Annotated in this window: 11 protein-coding genes, 1 tRNA gene and 1 pseudogene; 10 read left to right on the plus strand and 3 right to left on the minus strand. The window is 74.4% G+C overall.

Annotated elements, in window-relative coordinates:
• Nucleotides 1–434 precede the first annotated feature (434 nt).
• Both ACRYM0_RS17240 and ACRYM0_RS17245 read left to right on the plus strand, forming a co-directional pair.
• Nucleotides 435–929, plus strand: a complete 495-nt coding sequence (locus tag ACRYM0_RS17240; protein WP_432507042.1) for an HNH endonuclease — start codon at nucleotides 435–437, stop codon at nucleotides 927–929.
• Between the two features lie 81 nt (nucleotides 930–1,010).
• Nucleotides 1,011–4,565: an ATP-binding cassette domain-containing protein gene (locus tag ACRYM0_RS17245; protein WP_432507043.1), complete on the plus strand. Its 3,555-nt coding sequence runs from the start codon at nucleotides 1,011–1,013 to the stop codon at nucleotides 4,563–4,565.
• Between the two features lie 40 nt (nucleotides 4,566–4,605).
• Here the strand turns inward: ACRYM0_RS17245 and ACRYM0_RS17250 are convergent, their stop codons facing one another.
• A complete protein-coding gene (locus ACRYM0_RS17250; protein WP_432507044.1) occupies nucleotides 4,606–5,040 on the minus strand; it encodes an Ohr family peroxiredoxin in 435 nt (144 codons plus the stop codon).
• Nucleotides 5,041–5,183: 143 nt separating this feature from the next.
• On the opposite strand from ACRYM0_RS17250, the gene ACRYM0_RS17255 reads away from it, so the two are divergent.
• Nucleotides 5,184–5,603, plus strand: a complete 420-nt coding sequence (locus ACRYM0_RS17255) for a hypothetical protein (protein ID WP_432507045.1) — start codon at nucleotides 5,184–5,186, stop codon at nucleotides 5,601–5,603.
• Nucleotides 5,600–5,818, plus strand: a complete 219-nt coding sequence (locus tag ACRYM0_RS17260) for an RNA-binding S4 domain-containing protein (protein ID WP_432507047.1) — start codon at nucleotides 5,600–5,602, stop codon at nucleotides 5,816–5,818. Before ACRYM0_RS17255 ends, ACRYM0_RS17260 begins: the two co-directional genes overlap by 4 nt.
• A 33-nt stretch (nucleotides 5,819–5,851) precedes the next feature.
• On the opposite strand, the gene ACRYM0_RS17265 is transcribed toward ACRYM0_RS17260, so the two are convergent.
• A complete protein-coding gene (locus ACRYM0_RS17265) occupies nucleotides 5,852–6,589 on the minus strand; it encodes an aldo/keto reductase (protein WP_432507056.1) in 738 nt (245 codons plus the stop codon).
• 215 nt (nucleotides 6,590–6,804) lie between these two features.
• On the opposite strand from ACRYM0_RS17265, the gene ACRYM0_RS17270 reads away from it, so the two are divergent.
• From ACRYM0_RS17270 to ACRYM0_RS17290, 5 genes and pseudogenes are all read left to right on the plus strand, one after another.
• The gene (locus ACRYM0_RS17270; protein ID WP_432507048.1) at nucleotides 6,805–7,623 is read left to right on the plus strand and encodes a DUF892 family protein; all 819 of its coding nucleotides are present in this window, start codon (nucleotides 6,805–6,807) and stop codon (nucleotides 7,621–7,623) included.
• A gap of 738 nt (nucleotides 7,624–8,361) precedes the next feature.
• Nucleotides 8,362–9,600, plus strand: a complete 1,239-nt coding sequence (locus ACRYM0_RS17275; RefSeq protein ID WP_432507050.1) for a malectin domain-containing carbohydrate-binding protein — start codon at nucleotides 8,362–8,364, stop codon at nucleotides 9,598–9,600.
• A 345-nt stretch (nucleotides 9,601–9,945) separates the two neighbouring features.
• Nucleotides 9,946–10,724: pseudogene (locus ACRYM0_RS17280) on the plus strand (transposase); the annotation flags it as partial.
• Nucleotides 10,725–10,957: 233 nt separating this feature from the next.
• On the plus strand, nucleotides 10,958–11,371 hold the full coding sequence (locus ACRYM0_RS17285; protein ID WP_432507052.1) for a TIGR02391 family protein: 414 nt from the start codon (nucleotides 10,958–10,960) through the stop codon (nucleotides 11,369–11,371).
• Between the two features lie 359 nt (nucleotides 11,372–11,730).
• Entirely contained in the window at nucleotides 11,731–13,041 is a 1,311-nt protein-coding gene (locus tag ACRYM0_RS17290) for a malectin domain-containing carbohydrate-binding protein (RefSeq protein WP_432507057.1), read from the plus strand.
• 749 nt (nucleotides 13,042–13,790) lie between these two features.
• Here ACRYM0_RS17290 and ACRYM0_RS17295 read toward each other — a convergent pair.
• Nucleotides 13,791–13,863 (minus strand) — tRNA-Arg (locus ACRYM0_RS17295).
• Between the two features lie 61 nt (nucleotides 13,864–13,924).
• On the opposite strand from ACRYM0_RS17295, the gene ettA reads away from it, so the two are divergent.
• On the plus strand, nucleotides 13,925–15,601 hold the full coding sequence (gene ettA / locus ACRYM0_RS17300) for an energy-dependent translational throttle protein EttA (protein WP_432507054.1): 1,677 nt from the start codon (nucleotides 13,925–13,927) through the stop codon (nucleotides 15,599–15,601).
• The last annotated feature ends 41 nt before the right edge of the window (nucleotides 15,602–15,642 follow it).

Here is a 15,642-nt window from a genome sequence, read left to right on the forward strand (position 1 = left end):
CGGGTGCGGAGGCCGGCGTCCGGAGCCCGCCCAGCGCACCCCGGCGAGGCGGTGCACCCGGCAGCGGGCGGAGAGCCGGCCGCAGCACCCGCCGACGCCCGCACCCCGGCGACCACGGAGCCGCACCCGGGTGAGCATCGAGCCGCACCACGGAGCCGCACCAGGACGAAACACGTGTCCCAGCGCCCCCGCGCGACGTACAGTGCGGTCACGACGACACCAGGAGCGGAGGCGAGCGTGTCCAGTCCCACGGCCGTGCAGCGCGTGCGCCCCTCCGCGCCCCGTCCGTACCTGCCCCCGATGACAGTGGGGGTACCCGCGGTGCGCCGGTGCGCGCACGTGCGCCAGCACGTGCATCCCGCCGCGCACGTCGTCGCTCCCAGAGGCGTCGTCCCCACCGGGGACGGCGCCTCTCGTCGTCCGTGGAGGTGGTCGTGAGAACCCTCGTGCTGAACGCCGGTTACGAACCGCTCGCGGTGGTGTCCTTCCGCCGGGCGCTCGTCCTCGTCCTCGCCGGGAAGGCGTCGGTGGTGCTCGCCGACGGTGATCCCGTGGTGGGCGCGACGGTGAGCCTGGAACGGCCGTCGGTGATCCTGCTGACCCGCTACGTGCGGGTGCCGCGGGGGTCGGTGGTCCCGGTCAGCCGGCGCGGGGTGCTGCGCCGCGACCACCAGCGCTGCGCCTACTGCCGCGGCCACGCCACGACCGTGGACCACGTGCTGCCGCGCAGCCGCCGCGGACCGGACACGTGGGAGAACCTCGTGGCCTGCTGCGTGCGCTGCAACAACGCCAAGGGGAACCGGACGCCGGAGGAGATGGGCTGGGCGCTGCCGTTCCGCCCGGCGGCCCCGCGCGGGGCGTCCTGGGCGGTGCGCGGGGCGGAGCAGGCCGACCCCCGCTGGGACGAGTACCTGGCCCAGGCCGCCTGAGCGGTGCCGCCGGCGGGGTGCGCGGCCGGCGGCGCGGAAAAGGGGAGGAGGAGCGTCCGGGCGCGCGGATAGCGTCGACGGGTGCTCACCTCCCCGCAGGCGCCGCCGCGGCGCGCCGTCCCGGACGGGGCGCGCCCCGGCGCCGGCCGGGACGCCCGCAGCCTGACGGCGTCGCGGCTGGCGGGCCCGCGCGTGGCGGTGGCGGGGGCGCTGGCCGTGCTGGCCGCGGTGGGGGAGACGCTGGGCACCGTCGTCACCGGGCGCCTGGCGGAGGACCCCCGGCCCGCGCTCGTGGCGGCGCTGGCGGTGCTGCTCGTGGGGGCCGGGGTCCTGGACACCGCCGGGCGCACGGTGTTCGCCACCCGCGTGGGCCGCGCCGAGGGGCGCCTGCGCGCGGACCTGCTCGAGGCGGCCCTGGCCCAGCCGCTGCCGGTGCTGGCCGAGCAGGCCGTCGGCGAGGTCCTCGACCGCGTCGACGACGACCCGCGCCAGCTGGCGCGGCTGCTGCGGGAGACGGGCTGGCACCTGGCGCGCGCCCTGCTGCGCTCGTCGCTGGCGTGGGTCGTGGCGGGGCTGACGTGGTGGCCGGCGTGGATCGCGTTCCCGCTCGTGGCGGCCGCGGCGCTGCTCGTGGCGCGCCCGCTGACCGCGGAGGTCGCCCGCCGCAAGCTCGCCGAGGAGGCGGCCTGGACCGACCACGCCGCCGAGCTGGAGGAGGCGGTCGCCGCCCGTGACGACGTGCGCTCCAGCCTGGGGCGCCCGTACGTGCTGCGCCGCTACGCGCGCGGCTCGGCGGTGGTGCTGCGGGCCGTGCGGGCCACCAACCGCGTCGCGTCCTCGGTGGGGCTGCGCACGGCGCTGGTGCTGTCGCTGCTGCTGGTCTCGCTGGTGCTGGGCGGTGTCGCGCTCGTGCTGCGCGGGGACCTCGGCGTGGCGGACCTGGTCACGACGTGGCTGCTGATGGCCGGTTTCGTCGGCGGACTCACCCAGGTCAGCGACCGGCTGCCGGAGGTGCAGGCGGGGCTGGGTGCGCTGCAGCGGATCCGGGCGCTGCTGACGGCGCCGGCGGAGCCGGCGGGCGGGCAGGAGCTGCCGGCCGGCCCGCTGGCCCTGCGGGTGCGCGCTCTGGACTTCGCCTACCCGGGGGGCGGGTTCGCGCTGCGCGGGGTGGACCTGGAGGTGCCCGCGGGCACGACGTGCGCGCTGGTGGGGCGCAGCGGCTCGGGCAAGTCGACCCTGGCGTCGCTGTTCTCCCGCGCGGTCGAGCCGCCCGCCGGTGCGGTGCTCGTCGGCGGCCGCGACGTGCGCGAGGTGGACCTGCACGCCCTGCGGGGCGCCGTCGGCGTCGTCACCCAGCGCACCGAGCTGCTGGCCGCGACGCTGGCCGAGAACATCACCCTGACCACGGCGGTGCCGCGCGCCGCCGTGGAGGAGGCGGTGGACGCCCTGGGGCTGCGGGAGTGGGTGCGCGCCCTGCCCGACGGGCTGGACACCCCGCTGGGGCCGGGGGGCACGGTGCTCTCGGCCGGGGAGGAGCAGCTGGTCGCCTTCGCGCGGCTGCTCGTGCGCGACGTGCGCGTCGTCGTCCTGGACGAGGCGACCGCCCGCATGGACCCGGTCACCGAGCACCGCGTCACTGCGGCCGCCGAGCGCCTGCTGGCCGGCCGCACCGGCCTGCTCATCGCGCACCGGCTCAGCACGACGCGCCGCGCCGACGCGGTGGCGGTGCTGGACGGCGGCCGCCTGGTGCAGCACGGCCCCCGCGCCCGGCTGGCCGGTGCACCCGGGCCGTTCGCCGACCTGCTCGCCGCCGCCGGCACCGGCGCCGTGGACTCGGGCGTGGACCCGGGCGTGGACCCGGTCGCGGTGGCCGGGCCCGCGGTCCCCGCGGCGCGCCGGCCGCGCCCGGCCGCGCCGGAGCCGTCGCCCCGCCTGGCGCGCACGGTGCTGCGGGCGATCACCGTGCACCGGCGCTGGGGCCTGGTGGGTGCCGTCCTGTTCCTGGCGATGTCGCTGCTGGGCGCCCACGGCGCCGTGACGGGCGCGCTGTGGGGCCAGGTGGTGGCCGGCGTGTCCGAGCGCTCCGGAACCGGCGGTGCGCAGGGGGTGTGGCCGTTCGCGCTGGGGGTGTGCGCGGCGCTGCTGGCCGGGCCGTTCGCGCTGTTCGGCGCCCTGCGCGTCTACTTCGCCTGGTGGAACGCGGTGGCGCTGCGGGCGCGCTGCGCGGTCCTGGCCGGGCAGACCCGCCAGCGCCGCCTGCCGCGGGTGCCGGCGGGGGAGGTCACGGCCCGCTGCCTGGACTCCGACCGCTTCGTCCTCTACGTCGACCGGTGGGTCGACGTCGCCCTGGGCTGCGTGGTCGTGGTGGTGACCTCGCTGCTGGCCGGCACCGCCGGTGCCGGTGCCGTCGTGGCCGCGGTGATGGCCTGCTCTGCGCTGGTGTCCGTGGCCGGTGCCGGGGTGGCCGGGCGCAGCGCGGCGGGCGCCGGTGATGCGCGCGCCCGCTTCGGCCGCTCCCTCGGCTCGGCGGTGGACGCCGCCCGCACGGTCAAGCTGGCCGCCGCCGCGCCCGCGGTGCTGGCGCACCTGCACCGCGTCGACGACGCCCGGGTGCGCGCCTCGGTGCGCGAGTTCCGGGTGCGGGCGGTGCTGGAGGGCGTGCCCGTCGTCCTGGTGCAGCTGGGCCTGGTCGCCACCTGGTGGCTGCACCTGCGCGGCACCTGGGGCCTGGCCACGGCGCTGCTGGTGTCCACGGCCGTGGCGGGGTCCTCCTACTACGGGCAGGTCGCCGGTGCCGTGGTCACCGAGGCGCCGGTGGCGCGGGAGTGGCTGCGGGCGGTCGCGGCGCTGGCCGGGCGCGCCGACGTGCTGGAACCGCCCGCCGGGGTGGACCTCGTCGCCGGCACCGCCCCGGCCCCGGCCCCGGACCCGTCGCCGCGCCGGCCGCTGCGCGAGCTGGAGCTGCGCGGTTTCAGCGCCGTGCACGACGACGGCACGGTGGGTGTCGCGGACGTCGACCTGCGGGTGCGCGGCGGGGAGCTGGTGCTGCTGACGGGCCGGGTCGGCTCGGGCAAGTCGAGCCTGCTGGCGGCGCTGGCCGGTCTCGCCGACCACGAGGGTTCGCTGCGCTGGAACGGCGCGCCGGTGCAGGACCCGCAGGTGTTCCTGCGCCCCGGGCGGGTCTCCTACGTGGCGCAGCTGCCGAGGGTGCTGTCGGGCTCGTTCGCCGGCAACGCCACCCTCGACCACGCCGCGGCGCTGGAGCGGCTGGGGCCCGCGCTGGCCGACGCCCGGCTCGAGCAGGACGTGGCCGCCGCGGGCGGCCCGGGGGCGCTGGTGGGGCACCGGGGGGTGCGGCTGTCGGGTGGGCAGGTGCAGCGCCTGGCGCTGGCGCGGGCCCTGGCCGCCGGCGCGGACCTGCTGGTCGCCGACGACGTCTCCTCCGCGCTGGACGCGCGCACCGAGGTGGAGCTGTGGCGGGCGCTGCGCCGGCGGGGCACCACGGTGCTGGGGTCCAGCTCGAAGCGCTCGGCGCTGGCGGCCGCCGACCGCGTCGTCGTCCTCGTGGACGGCCGGGTCGCCGCGAGCGGGCCGTGGTGCGAGCTGGAACCCGCCTGGGGCCACCTGGCGGGCTGAGGACCGCGGCCCCCTCCCCGGCGGGGAGGGGGCCGCCCGCTCAGGCCCGCTCGGCCACCAGGGTCACCGGCACGTTGCCGCGGGTGGCCTTGGAGTACGGGCACAGCTCGTGGGTGCGCTCCAGCAGCCGCTGCACCTGCTCGGTGCTCAGGCCCTCCACGCTGGCGCGGATCGTCGCGGTGATCGCGTAGCTCTCGCCCTCGGGGCCGAAACCGACCTCCATGTGCAGGGTCGACGCCGAGGCGTCCACGCCCTGCTCCTTGGCGGCCAGCCCCATCGCACCCTGGAAGCAGGCGCCGTAGCCGGCGGCGAACAGCTGCTCCGGGTTCGTGCCGCCACCGGGCCCGCCGACCTCCTTCGGGGCCTGCAGGACCACGTCCAGGGCGCCGTCGTCGGAGACGGCGCGACCGCCGCGGCGCCCGCCGGTCGTGGTGACGCGGGCGGTGTAGACGATCTTCTCGGGGGTGTCCGTCATGCCCGCGACGTTAGGTCGATCCCGTCCGGGCCGCACGGGGGAGGAGCGGCGCCGCGGCAGGTGCGAGGCTGGGGGCCGGCCAGGACGGCGACCGGCACGACGCCGGGCACGCCTCCGGACACGACGAGGACGAGGAGAACCCGGTGGGCGACGGCGGCGACCAGAGCAGGGGCGGCAGGCAGAACGCGTCGATCGACGCGGTGCTGCGCGAGGTGCTGCGCCAGGGGCGGCTGGACCCGGGCGCCGAGCGCCTGGCCGCGCAGGGCGTGGAGCGCCTGCGCACCTTCCTCACCGGCGACGCGTCGGTGAACGCCCCCACCGGCGGGGCCGCCGGCGGGGACGGTGCCGCGGTGGACGCCGAGGTCGTCGAGGACGTGCCGGCCGACGCGGCGGTGGTGGACCCGGCCGCCGGCGCGGGCCTGCTGCGGCACACCATCCCGCTGCGCGACGGGGGCCGCGCCGAGGTGGCCGTCCCCGAGGGCCTCACCCGCGCCGACGCCCGCCGCATCGCCGCGGTCCTCGACGCCCTCGCCCTGGACGACGAGGAGGTCCCCGGAGCGTGAGCACGCAGCGCGACGTGGAGGTGGTCGGCACCGTCCGCCTGGGGCAGTTCCTCAAGCTGGCCGGTGCCGTGGGCTCCGGCGGCGAGGCGCGCGAGGTCCTCAGCGCCGGGGAGGTCAGCGTCAACGGCGAGGTCGACGACCGCCGCGGCCGGCAGCTCGCCGACGGGGACGTGGTGGAGCTGGGCGGGCAGGAGTGGCGGGTCCTCGTCAGCTGAGCGCGGCGCGCGCCGCCCGTGCGCGCCGCCCGCTCACGCCGCGCCCAGCGCGTCGATCGCGGCGACCTGCTCCCCGGTCAGCTCGAAGCCCAGCACGTCGAGGTTGGCGGCCATCCGCTCGCGGTCGGTGGACTTGGGGATGACCACCACGCCGTGCTGCAGGTGCCAGCGCACCACGACCTGCCGGGTGCTGACCCCGTGCGCCGCCGCCGCCTCGACGAGCGGGGCAGCGTCCAGGTCGGTGGCCTTGAACGGGCTGTAGCCCTCCAGCACGACGCCGCGCTCGGCGTGCGCGCGCAGCAGGTCCGCGTCGTGCAGCGCGGGGCCCCACCGCACCTGGTTCACGGCCGGGGCAACACCGGTCGCGGCGATCAGCTCGTCGATCTGCGCGACGCTGTAGTTGCTCACGCCGATCGCGCGCACCAGGCCCTGCTCGCGCGCCTCGACGAACCGCTCCCACGTGTCCGGGCGGGCGAGCCCGCCGGGCGGCCAGTGCACCAGCCACAGGTCCAGCACGTCCAGGCCCGTCAGGCGCAGGCTCTCGCGCACCACCTCGCGCTCGCGGCCGGCCTGGTTCTGGCGCAGCTTGGTCGTGACGAACACCTCGGCGCGGTCCAGGCCGCTGCCGCGCACGGCGGCGCCGACCTCCGCCTCGTTGCCGTACATGGTGGCGGTGTCCACCAGGCGGTAGCCGAGCTCCAGCGCCTCGCGCACCGCGCGGTGGGCCGCCTCGCCGGTGGCCTGCCAGGTGCCCAGGCCGATGAGCGGCATCTCGACACCCCCGCCGGCGGCCGTGATCGTCGTGGTGGGGCTCAGCGGCAGGGGCACGTCTCTCTCCGTCACGTCGTCGCGTCGCGGTGCGCTCCCGCACCGTCGGCGACCGTACGGGCGGTGGCGCCCGCGCGCCCGGCCGGATGCGCCACCGCCCGCGGCGTGCCAGGTTGATGCGCGAGGACAGCGGACCCCACCACGAGGAGGAGCGAACGATGTTCGGACGACTGAACAGCCCCGAGCAGGTCTTCAGCTACAAGCTGGGGGCGGCGCTGACCATGGAGCGCGACACCCTGGAGATGCTCGGCGACCTCGAGGACGCGGCGCAGCGCCCGGAGCTGAAGCAGCTGCTGCGCGAGCACGCCGCGGAGACGCGCGTGCAGATCGAGACCATCGAGCAGTGCTTCGCCCTGCTGGGCGAGGAGGTCGACGACTCCCCGTGCCCGGTGACGAAGGCGCTGGCGGCCGAGGCGAAGGCCACCCTGAAGAAGACGGACGACTCCCTGGTCGACGCGGTCATCCTCGCCGGCGCCCTGGAGACGGAGTACCACGAGCAGGCCGTCTACGAGACCCTCGCGATCCACGCCCGCGCCCGCGGCGCGGAGCGCGTGGCCGTCCTGCTGGAGTCCAACCTGCACGTCGAGCAGGGGGCCGGGGCGCGGGTCAAGGCCCTCAGCCAGCAGATCGCCACCACGGGCGTGGCCACCACCCCCGAGGACGGGGGCATGGGCGCCGCCGCCAAGGCGGGCCTGGCGGCCGGGGTGGCCGCCACGGTCGGCGCTGCGGCGGCCGCGGCCTCCAAGGTGGCCGAGAACAAGGGCAAGGAGCAGGCGCGCGAGGCGGCCGAGGAGTCCCTGCGCACGCAGCCGGCCACCACGTCCACCACGGCCACCACCACCTCGACCGCCACGTCGAGCACCACCGGTGGTCTCGTGGAGGGCGAGGAGCTCAACGACGACGCGCTGCAGGACCGCACCGCGCACAGCGACGCGCGCCCCGCCGTGGACGAGGAGCGCCCCGCCGCCGGCATCTGACGGCGCACGAGCGACGAGGGGGAGGACCGCACCCGCCGGGTTGCGGTGCTCCCCCTGGCCGTCGTGCCGCGCGTCGCCATCCTCGGCGGCGCGGTCGAGGGCGTCGTGCGCGTGCTGGTCCGTGGCCGTGATGCCTCGAACGAGCGGGTCCGGGCGAGCACGACGGATCCCGGGGACGAGCATCCACCGGCGGGGACACGCACTGGTCGGGCCGGGCGGCCTCGCGCCAGGACTCGTCGGGGTCGGTGGTGGATCGCCGACGACGTTCAGAGGTTCTCCGTGCCCAGCGCCGGACGCTCGCGGTCCTCCTCGCTCGCGGTGCGGCTCCTCGTGGTGGTCCTGAACGGTTACCGAGAACGGTAGGGGACTCTGCGTGATCGATTCAGCCGAACGGGTGAACTCTCAGGGGGGGGTTCCACTCGAGCCGACGAGTCGCCGCCGGCGGGCGGGAGGTTCCTCCGCGCGCCTGTTGCTCGCGGATCCGCGAGGCCTGCTGACCTCGGTGGTGCTCTGTGCGCTGGGAGAGGGCCCCCGCGGCGCGCCCAGAAGGTCCTCGGGACAGGGTGTACGGACTGTTGACCCTGAGTAATCAGCCGTAGTTAGATGTGCGCCGCCAGGGGGTGGTGGTGAGGGGGCTGTCCTCTCGCCGGCGACATCAGAGTGGGGGGCCTCATGTCCAAGTGGAGCGTGCGACGAGCAGCTGCGGCAGCGTCGGCGGTGGTGGTGGCGGGAACGGGGTTGGCTCTGGCATCGCCGGCGCAGGCTGCCGCCTACGACCTGGTGGTGACCGACGTCCGTCCGGCGCAGCCGGGTGTGCAGGCCACGGGTTCACGCGTCGTGTTCGAGGCCACCGTCAAGAACATCGGCACCGCGGCCACGCCGTCGGGCACGCCGCACGGCGTCGCCTTCACGGTGAACGGGCGGGCCGTCGCCTGGGACGACACCTCCCGGTCCTCCCTGGCGCCCGGGCGGTCCGTCACGATCCGGGCCACCGGTGGGCCGTCCGGCTCCTCGTACTGGACTGCGCAGACCGGGCAGTTCACGCTCGGGGCGACCGTGGATGACGTCGACCGGATCCGCAGCGAAGCGAACGAGCGCAACAACAGCCGCACCGCGTCGCTGAAGGTCACGCCCGTCAAGCCGGTCACCGCGATCACCGCGGCACCTGCCATGACCCAGGCGGAGTTCGAGGACACGCACGCCAAGACGGTGGAGCTGTCGTGGAAGGTGCCGGCCGGGCAGCCCGTCGGCGTCTCCTACGCGGTGACCGAGCACCCGGCGTACGAGCAGTGCGGCGGCGGATCGATTCAGCAGGGCGACACGGAGGGCACGTCCCTCACCTTCGACATCGCGACCGCTCCGGATTGCGGGAGCAGCCAGACGTTCCACACCACCCGCTACACCGTCACCTCAGTGGGTCCGCGCGGCGCCGCCGAGGTCGCTGAGAGCGGTGGTGAGTGCGAGTGGGTGAACGCTTACGACCGGTACGCGCACGGCCAGACGACCACCTCGCTCACCTGTGACGGCGCACCGCGGGTGCTGGACTTCGACGACCCGACGTGGGCGTTGATCGACGCTGGAGCAACCGCTCCGTCCTACGGCTGGGAGGGGGACAGCGGCTTCGACAAGGGGCAGGTGTTCACCGCGAACCTCCCCGGCTTGACCCCGGAGCAGGCCACGAGCCGCTGGGGGTGGTCGCGCTACGAAGCGCACGTGACGTCCGCGCTCATCGGGTACCCGGGCAAGGCTCGGCTGACGTTCGTGGAGCCCACCTTCAGTCGCGCCGGGCAGCGCGTGTTCGACGTGAAGGTCAACGGTCGCGTGGTGGCGAAGGACCTCGACATCTTCGCCGAGGTGGGGCGTGGCAAGCCCTACGTCCTCGAGGTCCCGGTCGACGCCACGAGCGGTGTCGTCACCGTCGAGGCGACGAAGAAGGTCGACAACCCGATCATCGCCACGATCGAGGTCATCCACTGAAGCCTCGGACGGCGTCAGCGCCCTCCCGTGCCGACGAAGCGGGAGGGCGCTCGGTAGCGGGGCCGGCGCGACGGCGTGCCGGCGTGTTCGACGCCGTGGCTCCCGGTGGTGGTCACCAGGGGGACGAGGTACCCGTTGCGGCACGGCCGGGCAGCAGGTGAGTCCCACCGGGTGGTGCAACTGACGATCGCCTTCCGCCGTGGCCGGTGTGTCGCACCGGCAGCAGGGAGGGTCGGCGCGTGAGGCTCTGCGAGAAGCCGCCGAGCACCTCTGGAACAGGACCCGCACGACGACCCGCGAGCACCAGTCCCCCCGGGGGTACCGCCCGCCTGCGGGGGAGCCGCTCTGGCTCAGGCGCTCACCGACGCTGACGGCGGCGACGTGGTGCGCCAGCTGCGGCGAGGCGCCCTGCAGGCCCTCACGCTGCCGGCCCCGCGCCGGCGCATCCACGTCACCGTGCGCGCAGTCGTCATGAGGCCTACGTCCACGGCGTCTCCACCCGCGAGGTCGACGAGCTCATCGAAGCCCTCGGTGTCAGCTCCGGCATCTCCGAGTCCGAGGTCTCGCGCACCTGCGCCGACCTGGACGCCGAGGTCGCCGCGTTCACCTGCCGCCCGCTGGACGCGCAGGCCACGCCTCGCGTGTTCCCGACCTCGCTGCGCGACCGCGGACTGCGCGGGGTCCGTCTGGTCGTCTCCGACCAGCACCGCGGGCAGTTCTCCGCGATCGAGCAGACGATGAGCGGCACCTCCTGGCGAAGGCGCCGGGTCCACCTCGTGCGCAACGTGCCGGCCGAGGTCTCCAAGGGCCAGGCCGAGGCGCACTGGCGCAGGACCTGGTCGACCAACCCGATCGAGCGGCTGGACCGGGAGGTCGAGCGCCGCACCGTCCCGCGCGAGCGGGAGGTGCCCCCAGTGGTCGGGATCCTGCCCAGACCCACCACCGTGTCGCGCCTGGCCGGCTGCGTGCTGATCGAGGCGCCCGATGAGTGGGCCGTCACCGGCCGCCGCTACCTCTCCGAGGCCTCGATGGCCTTGTTGACTCCACCGGAGCCGACCGCCCTGCCCGGCCACCACGCCGGCACCAGCACCGACACGGACACCACCGTCGACAGCCTCACCGCCCGCACGGCGCAGTCCGAACCGCAGCGCTTCACGCGAGCGCAGTTGCACCACTCCGCGCACGTCATCGTCCTGGGGTGCTCAAAGAGCTCACGGGGAGTTCTCGGTGACGCCTGCGGGGTGGAACCTGTGGCGGCCACCGAACCCCTTCGCAAAGACTCGCCGGCACGGACCAGCGACGCGGTCGGGTGGGGCAAGGGCATCCCGCAAGGCTTGCCGTCCACACGCTCGAGCACGTGGAGACCTGCTCCCTCGCTGACGAGTCCTGGATCGATCCTGAACTCCGGGTTCACGTCCGAGGACTTCTCGCCGGTGACGACTGGGCGAAGGTTCCGGCCACGGTTGCGATCTCCTCGGAGGACGAAGCGCGCCGGTGGTCCGGCGACCCGCGTCTGCCCGATGGTGGGGCGACGGTCGGGAAGGCGCTCCACGTCAAGGCGTTCGAGGATGCCGGCCCGATCCGCCTCGGCAGGCAGGCGAGCGAGTGGGAGGGTCGGCGCTTCCTCGGGGTGGGTTTCGCACGGGCCATCAGGAACGTCGACCGGCACCGGGTCCAGACCCGGCGTGGAGCGCTGCGCGACGGGTGTGCTGGGCCTGGGGAACCTGCTGCTCGCACGACTGCGTCACGAGCACGCGGCGCGAGTGCGTGAGTCCGAGGCCGTGGCGCGAGCGGGCGAGGAGGACGGCACGAACGCGTCGCCGCCGGTGCCACAGGCGCTGTCCGACGAGGCGCGGACGTGGGCGCCCGGGCCCTCGTCGTGCTCCACGCTCAGGCCGCCACGACGCCGGCGACCTCCGAGCGCTCGACAGCTCTCACCCGTAGTGCGTCGGCAGACACGGGCTCCGCGTGCGGTGGGCGCTGTCGCGCAGGAGCACGTGCGGGCCCGCCTGCGCGTCAGGCCCCCGAAAGGGGGACGCTCACCTCGTTGCACCTAAGCAATGACTGAGAGTGAGATGTGCTCTACCAGGAGACGGGGGCGCCTCCTGCGATGGTGCAGGGGGGCTAGTGATGGGCAAGGCGGGCAAGTGGGCTGCGGGTACGTGCGCCGCGGCGCTGGTGGGAGCAGGAGTCGGGTCGGCGGCGCCGGCGCAGGCCGCCGCCTACGACCTGGTGGTGACCGACGTCCGGCCGGTGGTGCCCGGTGTGCAGGCGACCGGGTCCGAGGTCGCCTTCCAGGCGACGATCAAGAATCAGGGCACCGCGCCCACGCCCGGCGGGACCGTGCACGGAGTCGCCTTCGCGGTCGGCGGGCAGACCGTGACCTGGAACGACGTGGACAGCCGGTCCCTGGCGCCCGGGGCGTCCCGCACGCTCACCGCCACCTGGGGAGGCGCCGGCAAGTCGACGTGGACGGCCGGGGAGGGCCGCTTCACGCTGCGGGCGTGGGTCGACGACGTCGACCGCATCCGCGGAGAGGCGAACGAGGGCAACAACACCCGCACCACGACGATCTCCGCCACCCCGGTGAAGCCGGTCACCGACCTCACCGTCCGCCCGGCGATCGACCAGGCGACCTTCGAGCAGACCCACGCCAAGACGGTGAAGGCGTCCTGGACCGTGCCGGCGGGTCAGCCCGCCGGGGTGAAGTACACCGTGGTGGAGCACTCCACCCGGGACTACGCCACGTGCAGCGCGCCCACCGCCACGAAGGGCACCACGACCGCCACCTCGATGACCTTCGACATCGAAGCCGGCCTCGACTGCTACAGCCACGCCAGTGACAACGAGGTCGACTACACCGTCGTCGCCACCGCCGCTTCCGGGCGCCCCGCGGTCACCTCCGCCTACTCCGCCAAGTGCCGCGCGTTCCACAACTACGAGGCCTACGGCCACGGACGCGAGACATGGGACCTGGGCTGCGAGAGCGCATCGGCGTTGCACGACTTCGTCGACCCGGTCTGGGCGGTCATCGACGCCGGTTCCCCCGTTCCTCAGGGTGCGTGGGAGAAGGACCACGGCTTCACCGGCGGGCAGCCGCACACCGCGTCCTTCCCGGGCCTGACGCCGGAGCAGACCACCTCGAGGTGGGGTTGGACCCGCTACGACGCCCCGGTCGACCCGTCCTTCACGGGCGGGCAGTGGAAGGTGCGTCTGACCTTCGTCGAGCCCACCTTCACCCGTGCCGGCCAGCGCGTCTTCGACGTCAAGGTGAACGGTCAGGTCGTCGCGAAGGACCTCGACATCTTCGCGAAGGTCGGCCGCGGCAAGCCCTACGTCATCGAGACGACGATCCCGCAGCCCGGGAAGACGGTGCAGATCGTGCCCACGAAGAAGGTCGACAACCCCATCGTCGCGGGCATCGAGGTCATGGTCTTCTGACCCCGGAACGACGCAGCGCCCCCGCCGGCCGGAGCCGACGGGGGCGCAGTGGTGTGCGCGTCCAGGTGCTGGGCGCGTCGAGGTGACGGCGAGGACGGGCCGCGGCGGGGTCAGCTGCTCGGCCGTGGTGGTCGAGGGGCCCCGCCGCCTCGGACGTGGCCAAGGGGGTGAGCACGGACAGGGCCACGCCGGAGTCTCCGTCGGACCCGGGCCTTGACGACCTCTCCCGGGTCCTGGCCTGGACCCACCACCTGCACGAGCTCGCCGACGAGCCGTCAGTGGACGCCGACACGCTCCTCGCGCGGCTGCGACCGCGACGGGGGGCTGCCGGGCGGTGCCCGGGCAAGCCTTCTCGCACCGCTCCGAGGCGCTGGAAGCAGCCGTGGACGCCGAGCGCGCAGCGCGCACCGGCTCGCGGCGCGCGGACCAGGAGCTGCTGCGGGGGACCGGTGTGAGCAGTGGTGGTCCGGCCGCACTCTGGACGCCTCCACGCTCGTGCGGGTGCATGACCCGCGTCGCACCTGCGCCAGCTGGCTGCTGCAGATCGGACAGCCCCTGGAGCGCACCGGGCAGCAGCTCGGGCTCGCCGCCGCCATGACGACCAGGCGCTGTGCGCACCTGGTCAGGGGCCGGCACGACGACGTCGTCGGGGTGCTCGGTGCCGTGGTCCCGATCGGCGATCACGGCAGGAACGTGGCAGGCAGGGGTCTCGCTCGCGGGCCCCAGTGCGCAGGCACTGGGGTGGTCGGCGCCCCCGGCAGGATTCGAACCTGCGACCGTCGGATTAGAAGTCCGGTGCTCTATCCGCTGAGCTACGGAGGCCAGCGAGGGCACCCTACCCAGGGTGGAGCGCGCCCGCCGCCGTCTCGACTAGCCTGGCCCCGTGCCTGAATTCATCTACGTCATGTCGAAGGCGCGCAAGGCGCACGGGGACAAGGTCATCTTGGACGACGTCTCCATCTCCTTCTACCCGGGGGCCAAGATCGGGGTGGTCGGCCCCAACGGCGCCGGCAAGTCGAGCGTCCTGAAGATCATGGCGGGCCTGGACCAGCCCTCCAACGGCGAGGCGCGGCTGGCTCCGGGCTTCAGCGTCGGCATGCTCATGCAGGAGCCGAAGCTGGACGAGTCCAAGACGGTCCTGGAGAACGTCCAGGACGGCCTGGGCGAGCTCAAGGTGAAGATGGACCGCTACAACGCGATCGCCGAGGAGATGGCGACCAACTACACCGACGAGCTCATGGCCGAGATGGGCGAGCTGCAGGAGGACCTCGACCACGCCAACGCGTGGGACATGGACTCCCAGCTGGAGCAGGCCATGGACGCGCTGCGCTGCCCGCCGGGCGACGCCGACGTCTCGGTGCTCTCCGGCGGCGAGAAGCGCCGCGTGGCGTTGTGCAAGCTGCTGCTGGAGGCCCCCGACCTGCTGCTGCTGGACGAGCCCACCAACCACCTGGACGCCGAGTCCGTGACGTGGCTGGAGCAGCACCTGGCGAAGTACCCCGGCGCCGTGCTGGCCGTCACGCACGACCGCTACTTCCTCGACAACGTCGCCCAGTGGATCCTCGAGCTGGACCGCGGCCGCGCCTACCCGTACGAGGGCAACTACTCCACCTACCTGGAGAAGAAGGCCGCCCGCCTGGACGTGCAGGGCAAGAAGGACGCCAAGCTGCAGAAGCGGCTGAAGGACGAGCTGGAGTGGGTCCGCTCCAACGCCAAGGGCCGTCAGACGAAGTCCAAGGCCCGCCTGGCGCGCTACGAGGAGATGGCCGCCGAGGCCGAGCGCACCCGCAAGCTCGACTTCGAGGAGATCCAGATCCCCGCCGGCCCGCGCCTGGGCAGCGTGGTCATCGAGGCCAAGGACCTGAAGAAGGGCTTCGGCGAGCGGACCCTCATCGACGGGCTGTCCTTCTCCCTGCCGCGCAACGGCATCGTCGGCGTCATCGGCCCCAACGGCGTCGGCAAGACCACGCTGTTCAAGACGATCGTCGGCCTGGAGCCCCTCGACGGCGGTGAGCTGAAGATCGGCGAGACCGTCAAGCTGTCCTACGTGGACCAGTCCCGCGGTGGTCTGGACGAGAAGAAGACCCTGTGGGAGGTCGTCTCCGACGGCCTGGACTTCATCCAGGTCGGCAACCAGGAGATGCCCTCGCGCGCCTACGTCTCCGCGTTCGGCTTCAAGGGCCCCGACCAGCAGAAGCCCGCGGGGGTCCTCTCCGGCGGTGAGCGCAACCGCCTGAACCTGGCGCTGACGCTCAAGGAGGGCGGCAACGTCCTGCTGCTGGACGAGCCCACCAACGACCTGGACGTCGAGACCCTCGGCTCGCTGGAGAACGCCCTGCTGGAGTTCCCCGGCTGCGCCGTGGTCGTCAGCCACGACCGCTGGTTCCTCGACCGCGTCGCCACCCACATCCTCGCCTACGAGGGCACCGAGGAGAACCCGGCGAACTGGTACTGGTTCGAGGGCAACTTCGCCGGCTACGAGGCCAACAAGGTCGAGCGCCTCGGCCCGGACGCCGCCCGCCCGCACCGGGTGACGTACCGCAAGCTCACCCGCGACTGACACCCGCGCACCCCGGTGCCCGCGCCACCACCCGGTGGCGC

Source organism: Kineococcus arenarius subsp. arenarius, from assembly GCF_050871845.1.
Taxonomy (GTDB): domain Bacteria; phylum Actinomycetota; class Actinomycetes; order Actinomycetales; family Kineococcaceae; genus Kineococcus.

Coding starts and splice junctions, on each gene's coding strand:
- ACRYM0_RS17250 (WP_432507044.1), bottom strand. CDS start 5,040: ATGACGGACACCCCCGAGAAGATCGTCTACACCGCCCGCGTCACCACG.
- ACRYM0_RS17265 (WP_432507056.1), bottom strand. CDS start 6,589: ATGCCGCTCATCGGCCTGGGCACCTGGCAGGCCACCGGCGAGGCGGCC.
- ACRYM0_RS17270 (WP_432507048.1), top strand. CDS start 6,805: ATGTTCGGACGACTGAACAGCCCCGAGCAGGTCTTCAGCTACAAGCTG.
- ACRYM0_RS17290 (WP_432507057.1), top strand. CDS start 11,731: ATGGGCAAGGCGGGCAAGTGGGCTGCGGGTACGTGCGCCGCGGCGCTG.